11 protein-coding genes are annotated in these 14,552 nt (G+C 28.9%); 5 read left to right on the top strand and 6 right to left on the bottom strand.

What is annotated here, in order from left to right; all coding sequences use genetic code 11:
- The 6 genes from ACUN3A_RS15655 to ACUN3A_RS15630 all read right to left on the bottom strand — a co-directional run bounded on the left by ACUN3A_RS15655 (position 1) and on the right by ACUN3A_RS15630 (position 9,651).
- Entirely contained in the window at positions 1-3,258 is a 3,258-nt protein-coding gene (locus ACUN3A_RS15655; protein ID WP_445552219.1) for a hypothetical protein, read from the bottom strand.
- Between the two features lie 86 nt (positions 3,259-3,344).
- Positions 3,345-4,343 (bottom strand): helix-turn-helix transcriptional regulator, encoded by a 999-nt coding sequence (locus ACUN3A_RS15650; protein ID WP_445552218.1) that lies wholly within the window; start codon positions 4,341-4,343, stop codon positions 3,345-3,347.
- A gap of 387 nt (positions 4,344-4,730) precedes the next feature.
- On the bottom strand, positions 4,731-6,818 hold the full coding sequence (locus ACUN3A_RS15645) for a VapE domain-containing protein (RefSeq protein WP_445552217.1): 2,088 nt from the start codon (positions 6,816-6,818) through the stop codon (positions 4,731-4,733).
- 97 nt (positions 6,819-6,915) lie between these two features.
- Positions 6,916-7,197, bottom strand: a complete 282-nt coding sequence (locus ACUN3A_RS15640) for a helix-turn-helix domain-containing protein (RefSeq protein ID WP_073371263.1) — start codon at positions 7,195-7,197, stop codon at positions 6,916-6,918.
- Between the two features lie 89 nt (positions 7,198-7,286).
- A complete protein-coding gene (locus ACUN3A_RS15635; protein ID WP_445552216.1) occupies positions 7,287-8,195 on the bottom strand; it encodes a hypothetical protein in 909 nt (302 codons plus the stop codon).
- Positions 8,196-8,433: 238 nt separating this feature from the next.
- Positions 8,434-9,651 carry a tyrosine-type recombinase/integrase gene (locus ACUN3A_RS15630; RefSeq protein WP_445552215.1) on the bottom strand — a complete coding sequence of 406 codons (1,218 nt, stop codon included), beginning with the start codon at positions 9,649-9,651 and terminating at the stop codon, positions 8,434-8,436.
- Positions 9,652-10,035: 384 nt separating this feature from the next.
- Between ACUN3A_RS15630 and ACUN3A_RS15625 the strand changes: the two genes are divergently transcribed.
- From ACUN3A_RS15625 to ACUN3A_RS15605, 5 genes are all read left to right on the top strand, one after another.
- Positions 10,036-10,500 (top strand): hypothetical protein, encoded by a 465-nt coding sequence (locus ACUN3A_RS15625; RefSeq protein WP_445552214.1) that lies wholly within the window; start codon positions 10,036-10,038, stop codon positions 10,498-10,500.
- Positions 10,501-10,689: 189 nt separating this feature from the next.
- Complete coding sequence (locus tag ACUN3A_RS15620; protein ID WP_445552213.1) at positions 10,690-11,640, top strand: hypothetical protein; 951 nt, start codon at positions 10,690-10,692, stop codon at positions 11,638-11,640.
- A 175-nt stretch (positions 11,641-11,815) separates the two neighbouring features.
- A complete protein-coding gene (locus ACUN3A_RS15615) occupies positions 11,816-12,166 on the top strand; it encodes a hypothetical protein (protein WP_445552212.1) in 351 nt (116 codons plus the stop codon).
- On the top strand, positions 12,166-12,465 hold the full coding sequence (locus tag ACUN3A_RS15610; RefSeq protein ID WP_445552211.1) for a hypothetical protein: 300 nt from the start codon (positions 12,166-12,168) through the stop codon (positions 12,463-12,465). Before ACUN3A_RS15615 ends, ACUN3A_RS15610 begins: the two co-directional genes overlap by 1 nt.
- Before the next feature lie 494 nt (positions 12,466-12,959).
- The gene (locus ACUN3A_RS15605) at positions 12,960-14,477 is read left to right on the top strand and encodes a reverse transcriptase domain-containing protein (protein WP_445552210.1); all 1,518 of its coding nucleotides are present in this window, start codon (positions 12,960-12,962) and stop codon (positions 14,475-14,477) included.
- Positions 14,478-14,552 lie beyond the last annotated feature (75 nt).

The following is a 14,552-nucleotide window of genomic DNA, read 5'->3' as shown; positions in this document are numbered from 1 at the left end:
TTATTGAATTTCTTTTATTACTATAATTTCTTCCGATTTTGTAGTAATATTAATATCTCTTTTAGAATCTAAAAATCTTAAGTTAGAAAACTCATTATCTAAAATTTGACTTATAGTTTTATTTAATGTTCCATGTGAAAGATCTATTTCACAAGTGTTAATTTTTTCGTTGTTAATTAAAATATTATTGCTTTTAAGAATAACCTTCTCGTTACTACAAACTGAATTTAAAAACATTCTTTTATAATTAGTTCCAATAGCAATTATTTGATCTTTTTCATTTCTAATTATCACAACATATTTAGTATCACTATCTAAAGTACATTCTGAATAACTAATTTTATTTTTCATTGAAAAATTACTATTGTAGACAATTTGTGGGTTATTCAATAAATCACTTGATCCTGTTAATATTTTTACAATATTTTCTTGTCTACCTTCTTTTTGAGAAATACTATATTGATCAAAAAGCATATAATATTGATTTTCTATGTCAAATTCATCTTTTAAATTTTTCAAAAAAACTTTCACAGTTTTTGGGACACCATGATTAAAAGCAACTAAAGCTTTATAGATGATCAATGGTAATCTTAATTTTGAAGAAATAAAAACTTCTGGAGAAAAATTTATATTTTTATTATCACCATATATTTTTTTTAATATTAGGACTGAACGTTTCTTTTTGTATTCTATATATAAATTACCCCATCCCGTTGAAATATCTTTAAAGTAAGAGTTGTGTTCTGTCTTTAAATATTTAGTAAAATATAAAAATCCATTTTTTGAATTAGGCATCTTACCCTCTACCCAACATGGTAAGCCATTATTAGATAACATATTGAATTCTTGATTTTCAAATCTGAACGGGCTTTTTAGAAAGTGAGTTTCAAATTCATTTATATTCGCAATAAAATTTACTAATGAATCTCCTATGTGATGTTGATTTTCAAGTTTAATTTCTAAATTAATCTCATCCTTTATGAACTCGATGAATTCATCGGCCCTATTTCTAAGATCTATAAAAATAGTTTCAGGTAATAATATGTTTTCTAAATGTTGATTTTTAATTGAATTAACATCCTTGAATTTAATCGCAATATTTTTTTGATTGCAAAATTCTATTGTCTTTTGAATCATCAATTTTGTTCTAGCTCCGACTAATTTGTATACCTGTGAATTATTATCAAAAGATTTTTCAATTTTTATTATTGTTGTTGGTAATAACTGAAATACAGAATTTGAATTTTCGTCTGTAGCCTTATTTATGTATCCTAAAGCATATAAATTATTAATTAAATTTGTCTTAGAATATTTATTTTCTTTGATTTCAATTCCTTTACTTCTTAAAAATATTAATGCCGCATCTATTGCTTTACTAATATCATTTCTTTTTATACTATGATTGTTAATATTATTAAAAAGAGAAGTAAGTAAGCATATAAAATAATTGAATTCGAAAGAATAATTATTTTTCAAACCTTCCAAAGAATGTTTGTTTAGTGATAGAGTTAAATTAGATGAATTTGAAATATTTAATCCATTAAAAAATAATTTTTCATTTTGTAATTTATCTCCCCATTTATTACACTTATATAATTGATCTTCTTCCGTTAAAATAATTTTTGACGGCACAATTGAAAAATCAAATTGAACTTCAATTTTATCATTGTATGTAAATTTGACAATTATTAAATTAGATTTATTAATAAAAATATCATTATTTAAGTACAGGTAATATTTATTGTCATTATGAACAATTTCAATGTCCTTATCTTCTTTACTATTCCTATATACTTTTATTTTTAATTTAGAAAAATCTAAATCTTGATTTTTTACTTCAAAATAAGGTAGAGCAGTATCAATATAGGTTCTGTTTGTTAATAAATAACCACCAACATTTTTAATAATTAGTGACTGTCTATCTATATCAACAGAATAAATTATGTTATCTATTCCATTTTGATAGTAATTCTTTTTAATGTCTTCGGCAAAATAAAAAATGTAATTATTACCAAATATATTTGTCAAATTTTCATTTTTTTCTATTCTCCTAATTATAGATATATTTTTATCATTAGAAGACCAATTACTCCAGTTAGAAATAATTGTATTATTTTCTTTGACAACTATTAAATAATTATAACCGATCGTAGGGGTTAAAGTTTGAATATAGCCACCACCAGATATTTCTTGAGATTGAAAAAAGTTAACTTCGTTTATTTTTAATGTCTTTAGAGCAACAGTATTAGATTTGAACCATTTGTTTTCAAATTTAATTGGTTCAGAATTTTTAACAATTAAAGGTTCTATATAGAATCCATTTTCATCTTTTTCAGATTCTATAAAATAACAATCTTCAACATTGAATTTTTCAGTCAGTTCAATATTAGTTTTTAACTTTAATGAGTAATCAACTGGATCAATGAAAAAAGCTAACTGCCCGTTCTTAATTACTTCAATACCTTTACCAATTTCAGTATTTTTAAAGCTTTCATGATTAAAATTTTTAATTCTATTTAGAAACCACTCAGCATAAACTATGTTTTTTGTAGCATCAATTATTTTAGATCGTAGTGTGCCTTTTTCAATTAATGGTAATAGCATATTTGCTAGCTCTGCATATAATGTATTATCACTAATTTGAATATTGTATTTATATATTATTTCTTCAAATTGTTTATTCTCGTTAGGTTTTAAAACAACTTGATATTTTAGTAAACCAATATATGCTAAAGCCCCAATTCTTCTAGCTCTAAAAATTCCATGATTACTATTATCAATACTCCAACTTTCAATTTTTTGAAAAAGTTCATCTAAATCACTTAGTGAAAGATTGTCATTATCTAAAGGGATGAATTTATTTATAATTGAATTTAATGCTTGATAAAATGAATTCTTATCTGTGTTTTCTACAAATACAGTAATGTAAAAAATAATATAATTTAAATAAACCAATTCTATTTTACCTTTTTTAGTAGAAAGGTGATTTGGAAATTTTTTTATTTTATTACTTAATTCACGATTTATAAGAACATTCCCTGATCTTTGAGGTGATTGAATTACATCATCATAGATTTTCCTTCTTCCCTCTAAGTCTACTAAAATACATTTTATGAAATCATCATAATTGCCTAAATTATATTTTTCACCTATTTCAAAAACTAGATTTTTATCTGCATAGAGAACAACTTCTTTATTAATGTTGTTTTCATTAAAAAAGTGTTTTGTTAGGGCTTTATTCCATTTGATATAACTCATTTACTTTTAATTTAAATTAATTATTTGATTCACTCATACTTTAATTTTTTGTCAAAATTAGAATCACTGTGTGCGGTATAAGTGCATTAATAATTATTTTTCATTTTATTGATTCTTTCTTTTAGTTTTTCAACTAAAATTATTGGCTCTAAAACTTGTATTTTTTCACCAAAAGATAAAATCAAAGTTTCTAATTCATAATTAGGGATTAGCTTTAAATGAACTTCAATATTATTGTCTTTTTCTTTGATTTTTTGAGACCCATGTAATGGTTTTGTTGTTATATAAGGAATTAGTATTTTATCCACTTTGAGAATAATGTCTACTATCTTTTCATTTGGAATTGTAACTCCAATAATATCTTCAAAATATTGACTAAAATCTATATCTGTTTCTATATATTCTTCACTGCCTGAAGCTATTTTTTCTATTCGGTCTAATGCCAAATTTGTAATAGTTTCATAGCCATGTGATTTTCCAAATAAAAACCAACGCATGTTATATTGCTTTAGATAATATGGATTGATTATAATAGTAGTTGAATTTTCCGTTTTGAAATTCTTATACTCAATATTTAATACCTTTTTATATAGGATTGCATTATAAATTTCTGGAATATATTCTAATCCTTTTAAGTATTCATTTTGTTCAAAACTGATTATAATATCGTTTTGCTGTTTTAAATTAAATGAAGATTCTAATCTTGCATTTATTTCATTAATCCAATTGTATTGTGGTAAACCTTTAAATCTATCTAATGTTAATAAAGCTTCTCTAAGTTGATTAGCTTCTGTTTCATTTAATGGTTGATTTGTAATAGAGAAATTTGAATCTTCGTATTTGTAAAAAACTCTTCTACCATCTTTTACTTTTTTTAGTTCAATACTCCACCCTTGATCGCTTTCCATAAATCTAATATCATCGTAAAGCTGTCTTTTCTTAATACCTTCTTCTTTTCCTGTATATTCGTAAATTGATTTATTGCATTCATTTACAAGATCTTCAATAGCGTAATTTCTTCCTGCGTTACGGAAGCACCTATCCAGTGTTTGGTATCTAATTATAGCGTGTTTATTAGTTGACAAAAGAAATTGATTTTAATAATAATGTTATTCTCACAAACATACGTAAAAGGTATTGATATAAAAATGATGAAAACCGTAATCATATGAAAAAAGAAAAAATTTCGCAAAAAGATTAAGGGTAAGAAAGGTAACCAATTTTTGAAAGAAAGTTTTTTTGTACAAACTCAATATTATAAAAACGGATTTAACCGCTAAAAATAATGCAAATCGGAACTAGTAATGTTCTGATTTGCATTTAAATATTCTTATGTTATCTGATTTTTAGTTTTGGAAAAAAACGAAAATACTTTCAACGTTTTTTGCTTACCCATCTTACCCATGAATTAGTTGACAATATTGAGTAGCAATTGGTATTCTGAAAGGCTTGATTTTGTTAGGATTTCTATTTTATACAACTTTATTATTGTTGTCTACTTCTTCGTAGGTTCTTTCAATAATTGCATATACATAAATTCCTTCTTTTTTAATACGGAGGAAATTATGCTTTTTTAAAGCTTTTCCCAATTTGTTAATGGTACTGTCGTTAACGTTTAGTTTAGCTCTGTCTGCTAATTTTGCAGCTATTTGTGAAGCATTTAGAAACGTATTCGCTTTTTCTTTTTCACAAGGCTCAAACCAAGTTAAAAGCAATTCTTCTTCTGGGCTTTGGAGTTGGTATTGTTGGTTACTTTCTGTGATAGCTTTAATTTCTTCCTGGTCAAACCAAAACCTAAAGCCACTTTTGAAAAGATATAAAGCTTGTGAAAAAGCCATATTAATATCTACATCGTGTTGATATTGGATGCCTTCCAACTCAAAACAAAGAAATCGCCTGCTTCCTGTACTGTCGTTTAAAAACTGTGCTGTGTTGACACTTCCTGCAAAGGATGCTCTGCGGGGCATTGTTTCGTTATTGTGTCCATAGGCTTTTCGCATTCTTATTTGGGTTTTTGTGATAATTTCTTTGAGTGATCCAATTTCGGAACGGTTTAGGTTTTCGAGTTCGTCCAAATTAATCAACATACATTCTGCCAGCTGTACCAACGTATCTTTATTGTTTGGGTTGATAGTTCCGGAAAACAAATACTCTTTCAATTGTTTTGGGACGAGTTTTTCTACCCAAGTTGTTTTTCCTAATCCTTGTTTGCCACTAAATACAATTACAGTGTGATTTATCACTTTGTCATCGAGTACACATCCCACCATTGCAACCAACCATTTTTTGAAACATTGTTGCCAAAGATCTTGTTTTGTAGTTGTGATTGTGTTGGCTAATTCAGTAATATAATCAGTCTCTTCGTCATAATTAGGTAAATTGAAAAAGTAATCTTCGAATGGATTGTACAATTCACAAAAATCAGAATAAAGCAAATTTCTCAATGAAGATAAATTGGTTTTGATCCGTCCTTTTAAACACTCCCGAAGCATTGAATTTTCTATAAAATCATTCATCACGTTCCACTTCTTTTTTCCGAAATATTGGAACTCTAATTTCCCCGAAACTATGTTATGACGATATATATATTTGTTTGACAAAAAGAGTTCTAAACGGTCTATTTGGGTGGGTTTAGGTTTGTCTTCATCGTCATCTTCATCAAAATTAGTTGATGTTTGTTTGTTTGTGGTTGATGGTTTCTTTGGTTTACGGTTGTTTTCATTCGTTCCAAATTCCTGAATGTTACCGTAAGCACTATTGACAGCTTGAGTTACTTCCTTTTCATCATATCCAAAATCTGTTAGAATGTTTCCTAAAGCTTCGTGAAGTGAAACTCCTTTTCGGTTTAAGTTGCACGCCAATTGATGCACAAATACATTTCGACTACCATTCACGAATTGTACTTTTTTTTCGGTGAATTTTATACAGTGGTTGTAGATAGCGTCGTTGTTGTCGGTTGTGAGTTGTTGGTTGTCAGTTTGAGAAGCTTCGACAAGCTCAACTTGATAAGGCATAGGTTTGAGAGTTGTGAATACTGTGGCGTTTTCATTCAGATATAAATTTTCATCGGATGAATAAAAGCATAATCTGGTTGCATCTTTTCCGGACTTATCAATTTCCAGATTTAATAATTTTTCATAATGTTCCTGGACCAATAAAAATGTTTCTTTGTGCTCTGTTTTTGGAGTATCAATTTTTACTAGAATTTTTAATCCGTTTCCAGATGGACTTATGAAACTAGCAAAAGTGTATCCGCTTTGATTGGCCAAAAGCTTTGCCTTTTGCAAATCGTTAACACTTAATTTATCAATGTCTAAAATGATAAAATTGGAATATTCAGTCAAGAATTCCAATTTACGACCTCCAACAAATTTAGCTGAAGGTGTAAATGCAGGAAGTGATTTTTTGGCTTTGTCGTAGGCTTCTTGTTTGTTTTCTGATAATGATTTTCGAAGATAAACAATGGCGTGTCTGTATTTGCCAGTTTTGATTTCGTCCAAAATTGTGAGAAGTGATTTGTGCTCTACTACTTCGTTGAAGTTTTTAAATATTGTTACCATAAGGATAGTTTTCAGTGGTCAGTTATTAGTGGTCAGTTTAGTTGTATTGGCAAATTTGCATTTGCATACTTCGTAGATTCTGTAGTAACTGATCCTTTTATTTTCCTTTGAAAGATTTGTTGTAATGCTCGGTTAGGAGTTTTTCAACATCAGATAATTTGTAGTAGATTTTGTTTCCTACTTGGCTAAAGGAAATTTTGCCTTCGTCTCTCCAGGTTTGTGCGGTACGTTTTGAAATTTTCATCAGAAGAAGGAATTCCTGATTGTCTAGGAAGGTTTCTTTCTTTGGGTCAGCCTTTGTAGAAAGTTGGCTTTGAATTGCGTCTAATTTGCTCATTAGATCTGTGAACTGGTCTTTTGTGAAGATAATTGCATCCATTTTTAAAGTTTTTTAAATGTTATGGTGCAAATGTGAGAAGTGTAAAAAAGTCTTTTAGTCCCCAAATGGTCTCCGGGGACTATATTTTTTTAGAGGAATTTCTCGATGTCAATTCTTTTATGGGTATTCGGACGTTTTTCTTCCTTTGAAGGTTTGAGGATTGTTTTGACCGTTAGGGGACTTATTTCTTTTCCATCTTTATCAACGAATGAATTTACTATCAAAGCTACTAGATCATTTGTATTTCCATCGATATAGGATTTTCCATCGACAAATAACTCTCGATTTAGCTGATAGAAAATATCAACTAATTGATTTAAATTGCCATTGAAACGCATTTTGTTGAATGGGTTTGGATTATTAATATTAGCTGGCTTGGACTCTTCTAATTCCGTTTTCAATTTTAAAAGTTCATAAATTTGTTCAATTTCTTTACTACATTGTTTGTCAAATAAGGGAATTTTTAGATTGATGAATTCAATATTGGATTGCTTGTAATCGTGTCTTTCTTTGGTTAATAAAATTATTTTTTGTTTGTCACAAGGAGTTTTATCCAATTGCTTTTTAAGCTCGTAAAATGAAAAATAGCGGTCTTCATTTTCCGCATTGATATGCTTTTTGGGTATATTAGTTTTGGTTTCTTTTACACTCGAAGATTGCAAATTGATTTGTATTTGCTCAATTAATTGGAAAATCTTATTGTATTTTAAAATACCCGTTTTGGAAGTAAATAAAGTTTCATTAGAATGAATAAATACTTCAAGCTCATGTAGCCATTTACAATGATTGGAAACTAAACTCATTTGATAATCTATAAAATCCGAAAAATGCCAAAGTGGCATTTTGTTGAATTTATGAAGAAGTTCTAAACAATAATTCTCCTTATTTATTTCATTTTCAATAATGATATCGAAATCAATGTTTTTAGTTTTCGAAATTGAAAAAGCAATCATTTCCTCAAAAGAGGTATTTATAATGTTCAGTAAAGTTATATTCACTTGCAATAATTAGATTAAGTTATAATTAGATTATTTATCGGGGGTAATCCATAAATAATTATAAAACATTAATAAATTGATAATTAATAATTTAACTACCAATCACTAGAAAATTGAAACAATAAAATAAATTTAGTCTTATAAAAACGCGTGCAAAGGAAAGTATTTTAATCAGATTATTATTAATAAAAAATTAATATTTTCATAATCTTTTGTTTAATAATAAGTTGAATTTATTTTAATAGATATAATTATCGACTGCCTTATCTAGTTCTTCGCTAATGATTTTGGCATAAATCTGAGTTGTACTGATGTCGGTGTGATCCATTAATTTGGAAACGTGCTCTATTCTCATTCCATTGTTTAAAGCATTTGTTGCAAAACTGTGTCTTGACAAATGGAATGAAAGCGTAAAAGGAAGCTTCATTGTTTTTCCCATTCGGTTAAGTTGAAAATTAGCGGAATGATTTTCTTTTTGCGATAAAAAATATCGCATTTCTTCATTCTGATTATATGCTTTTTTGTCGATGATAATCGGGAAAATATAATCATCTGGCTCCGCTCCTTCTTTGATGTATTTGTTCAAAATATCAATCGCAACTTTGCCAATTTTAAACTGGTGTAATCTTCCTGTTTTGCGAATTACTTTTCTTATTCTTTGCTCTTCAATACTATAATTTGAGTATTGCAGTTCGATAACATCGCTAAATCGTAATCCTCCGGCATATATTGAGAAAAGAAATAAATCTCTCCATAAATCGGCTTTTTTGCCTTCTTTTATTTCTAAATTGGTTAGATCTTGGATTTGGTCTTTGTTTAGGAATACTCTTTTTTGGGTATCTTTTTTCAAAGTCAGTTTACTAAACGGATACATATACTCAGGAATAATATCTTCTCTGATCGCTTCTTTGCACATTATTGACAAAATCATGATTGAAAAGTGTCGTGTAGTAGCTCCATTCTTTAATTCAGTTCCCATATAAGCAACATAATCTTTGAGAAGTGTAACGGTAATGTCGTCAAAATACAAATCACGAGTCCCTAAATACTTTTCAAACTTTTTTATATATTGTTTGTAGCTTTTATAAGTTCCATAAGAAACATTGCTTTTTATTTTTTCGCAACGTGCATAGGCATAATCAAAAAAGTTAACTACTGATTTTCCTTTTATGGCTTCTTTTAACTTCTTGATGGAAACTGTTTTTACTTTGCGCTCCATATCAGCAACCTGTCCTTCAGCATCCGCAATCTTTTGAGATAACGAAGCATTCATTCTGGCACTGTTTGAATGGTTCTTTTTTACTTTCTGCTTTACTTCATCCCATTCACTCTCTTTAAGCTTCACTCCAGCAGTGATAAATTTCGTTTTTCTATCTTTTATAATTCGGATATACAAAGGGCTGTGTCCAGTTTGGTCTGCCTGTTGTGTTCTTAAAATTAGTTTAACTGATGCCATACTATTAGGAATTTAGAAATGTTGTACTATATTTGTAAAGCAATGCAAACGAGTGAAAGTATTGTAAATACAAGGTTTTCAATCGGGTGCATCGTGTTACGAAGGTACAACAATAGGTACAACTTTACAAGTATTTCATTGCTTTTTGATGCATTATTTTTAACTTGTAAATTTTATAAAATCAATAAATACAGCACTTTAAGTGCAATTTGGAACAGGCTACAATAAAATGAGGATAACAGCCACTACAACGGATTTGGGTATTGGGCTTAATGAGAAGTTGGTTTTGTATTTGGGATGATTTGGCAAATCCGAAGAAAGGGCTTAATTTATTCCCAAACCCGCTGTAGTGCCAAGACGTTACCGGCAATTTAAATCAACATTATGCTTCACAAGGAAATAAAAGGCGACGAACTTTATCTGTACATGGATGGGAAGCTCATTTATAAAAGATGGCTTAAAACGGGTGTTTCTAAAGTGTTTGATTTATTTGCTTACGATAAATATACTTTGACAAGTATTCAAGATTTACAATTCAAAAATGAAGCGCAAAAAATTTCTATAAAAGCCAAACTGAAATTGAAACCGACATTTGATGGTGGCAGAAAAACAGGAATTAAAAGTGGTTACAAACCAAATCATGTTTTTGAATACAGAATCGATGGGAAACTTTACGCATATATGGGTGAAATCATCTTTGACAATTATGAAACAATTGAGCCTGGTGAAGAAAAAGTTGTAACTGTAAATTTTCATGTTACTCAACCTGTCGAAGAATATTTAAATAAAGGACGCAAATGGTTTATACACGAAGGGCCAAATCAAATTGGGGAAGCAGAAATCTTATAAGAAAAACTGCCGGTAACAGCTACTACAACGGATTTGGGCAATAGACTTAATGAAAAAATGGTTTTGTATTTGGGATGATTTGGCAAATCCGAATAATGGGATTAATTTAGTCCCAAACCCGCTGTAGTACCAGAACGTTACCAGCAAGCACCCCTCAAAATCAAGAATTTAACGCAATTTTATAACTTAATGGAAATTATAAATTCATTTTTCACAAATATAAAAGATAAATTAACAAATCCCTTTTTTGGCACACTAATACTTGTACTTATAATTCATCATTGGGAATTATGGTATTCCGTTTTTAATTTTGATGCTGACTCTACATTGGAAGACAAAATAAGAATTATAAAAATATATGCTGAGAATAACTTAACTTTTACATTACTAATGTGGAATGTCTTTCTAGCAGTAATTTTTATGTTCATCGGCTATTTGGTAGTTTTAGGAACAAGAAGTTTAGTAATGTGGATAGAATTTGGAATAATGCCTTTTATAACAGGTAAAATAGTAAACAAAAAAGTAGTTAGAAAAAGTGAATTCGATGATGTGGTTAAAGAGCGTGAGGAATATTTTGACCAATATGAAGAGCAAAGAAAAAATGTCCGAATTTTTTCAAAAACAATTGATGAACAAACGGAACAAATTAAACTAAAGGATGAAAATCTTTTAAAACAAAGTAGTGCTATTAGTAATTCTTTAAAAGAACTAGAAATAGCCAATATAAACTTAGATAATTTAAAATCGGAAAATAAAAGTCAAATTCAAAAAACAAATGAATTAAACGCTTCATTTGATAATTTGAAAAAAGAAAACGAAATTAAAATAAAACAAGTAGAAATATTTAAAAGTTTATTTTTTAGTCCTGAAAGTGAATCATTCTACTCTACAATTGACAAATTTCCTCCTGAAATACTTAATAAAGTTAAAGAATTAAAAGATGAAAATAAATGGAGAGCTTTTATTCGCATTGGAAATTTTTTTAAAAACGGTGGTAGTATAGGAGGCGAAACATTGACAGAGATGATTGAAAAAGGAATTTCATTTGAAAGAGATAGTAGAGAAGATTTTACACCAATTGGTGACATCATATGGCACTATCGAAATGTTTTTGATGAAGAGGATTATGAGGTTTATTAATCAATAACGTGTAAACAAAGCCAGCTGGTAACAGCCACTACAACGGATTTGGGCAATTAGCTTAATGGAAAAATGGTCTTGTATTTGGGATGATTTGGCAAATCCGAAAATAGGCTTAATTTAATCCCAAACCCGCTGTAGTGCCAAGACGTTATGCACTATTTTAAAGACCAAAATGCTAAAAGAGAACATATATTACGTTGACGATACAATTCTGAAAAGAATCGATTCCGATTTTGAATTAATTGAAAAAAAAGATTGGTACAGACTTTATCAGAATAAAACCGACAAATCATTTTGGCGACTTGATGAATGGGATAAATACCAAGTGCAAACGTTTGTCAAACTTAAATCAGTCGAAAATTGGACAGAATTTAACGATGAAGATTTAAAGATAGAACTTTTGAAAAAAAGCAGAGGATTATCAATTGAGAAATGCAATTGGAAAGATTGTAGCAAAAAGGCTCTCAACAATCTTGTGTTTTGTGAATTACACGCATATACAGAAATGGGTATTAGAAAATAATGAAAATGAATTTCGAGGATTTCAGAAAAGACATAGAATTAAAATTAAGTTCAATAACTGAATTTGACTTACAAGAATTCCAATTTCTCCCATACAGTTTTGGAAGCGGATTTCTCGCTTACCGAATTAAAGGACAATTTCATAAGTTCATTTTTGACGGTAGAGAAAGTGAATTAACTTGGTTGATAAGCAAACAGAATCATAAATATTCCGAAAATAGCTTTACAGAATTTAAAAGGTTTTGTGAATTAGACATTAGTGTTGAAGAGTTGGAAAACGGAATAAAAAACAGTGCATAACAGCCACTACAACGGATTTGGGCATTTGGCTTAATGGAAAGATGGTTTTGTATTTGGAATGATTTGGTAAATCCGAGAATAGGGCTTAATTTAGTCCCAAACCCGCTGTAGTGCCAGAACGTTAGGCGTTATGCCTCGTGAAATCGAGAAAAAGAAGAAGAAGAAATATAAATTAAATAAATTATCTTTGAATGCAGGGAAGTACTAAAGTTCTTAATCATACGTTTGCCAAGGCCAAACTTAACAGCTCTGGTTTTTTAAACTAGCTGGTTTTACATTTCGAATAACAATGAAATATGTTCAATTGAACAGAAATTCGTGTTTACAGATGATGTTAGCTCTTTCATAGGACTGTTCGTAAGGATTAGAATTTGTAAAGATAGCGATAGAATTACTTAAACGGTGTGTAGTGCAACTACAGAAGGCAAGCCTTAAAAAAATAGTATGTATGATTTATATAGAAAGCCGTGACGGGAAAACCTGCATTTTTTAAAATGAAAAGAAAATCAAAATCTTGGTATAAACCCAAAGGTTATATACATTTCAGCCCAAAACTTGGAAATAATCAGAAGAAGTTTGTTCAAAATTATATTTTGAGCAATTTAGAAAAGCATAACTATTTTCCATTAATACACGAGACTTTAACTGCCAGAAGATACAAAGCTTACATCGATGAAAAGTCGGAAATTTATCGGAGTCATTTTGATACAATAAAAAATAAATCTTCAAAAAAACCAAGAGAAATATTTTATGCTAACCATTTAGACGCACAAATTTATTCATATTATTCTAATGAAATTTTAGGAAACGCTTATGAAAATCTCTTAAAACAACAAGAAAACAAATACATTTCTGACGCTGTAATTGCCTATAGAAAAATACCCGTAAATCCAGATGATCCTGATGGTTCAGGAAAGTGCAATATTCATTTTGCCAATGAACTTTTTCAGGAAATCAAATCAAGAAAAAATTGTGTCGTAGCTTGTTATGATATTGAAAATTTTTTCCCTTCACTAAATCACGAATATTTAAAAAGTTGTGTTGCTAAATTAATTGGAGAAGACAATTATTCAATAAAAGAAGAACGATTAATTAATTCGTTAATAAAATATTCTTACGTTGAAATGAAAGACATTGTAGAACAATGCTCTAAAAATGAATTGAGAATTGAACATAAAAATGATTTAAGAAAATCTGATTTTGATTCATATTTTATTAATGCAAAAGAGTTTAGGGATAAAATCGCTAAAAAGAATCTAATTCGAAAACATAAACCACGAAATAAAGGTGAAATATTAAAAGGTATTCCACAAGGAACTCCTATTAGTGCATTTTTAGCTAACTTATATTTACTTGAATTTGATAGATTCATCGTTGATAATTTAGTTCTAAAAAGTAACTGTTTTTACAGGAGATACTCAGATGACATCGCCATAATATTCAATGACATTGAGGAATTTGAAGATTGGAATGACAAAATAATTAATCAAATTTCATTAGCTCCCCTACAACTAAAAATTAACGACACAAAAACTGTAATTTCAATATTTTCTGAAATTAATAATAAAATCATAAGCAAAACCAAAACAGAATTGAATAGTAACTATTCAAGTAATAATAATTTAAAGTACTTAGGGTTTGAATTTAATGGGGAAGAAATATTGATTAAATCTCCAAGTCTTTCCAAATTTTATCGAGAAATGAAGATGTCTATTCGAAGAAAAGCTAATAGAGCAATTTCTGCTATCAGATATAACAAGAGGCACCCAAAAAAGAAACAAAAACAAACCAGACTTTATCTTTCAAAAATCCGTTCAAGATTTACTCATTTAGGCAAAAATAAAGCAAAAAGTAATTTTCTAACTTATGTAGATAGGGCTTCAGAAGAAATTTATCCATCAATAAAAGGAAAAGACAATCCTATAAAAAGACAAGTAAATAGAGCCTGGAGCATTTTTGAAAAATCTGTAAGTAAATATGAAAACATAACTAAAAAAAAGCACAACGCCTAACACACGCTACAAGCAATTTGGGTAATAGGCTTAATTTGAAATTGGTTTTGTATTTGGAAGATTTGGCAAATCCGA

This window comes from Flavobacterium sp. WC2509, assembly GCF_052683105.1.
Note: the sequence above shows the minus strand (reverse complement) of the source record. Positions and strands in the feature narration are given on the sequence as shown.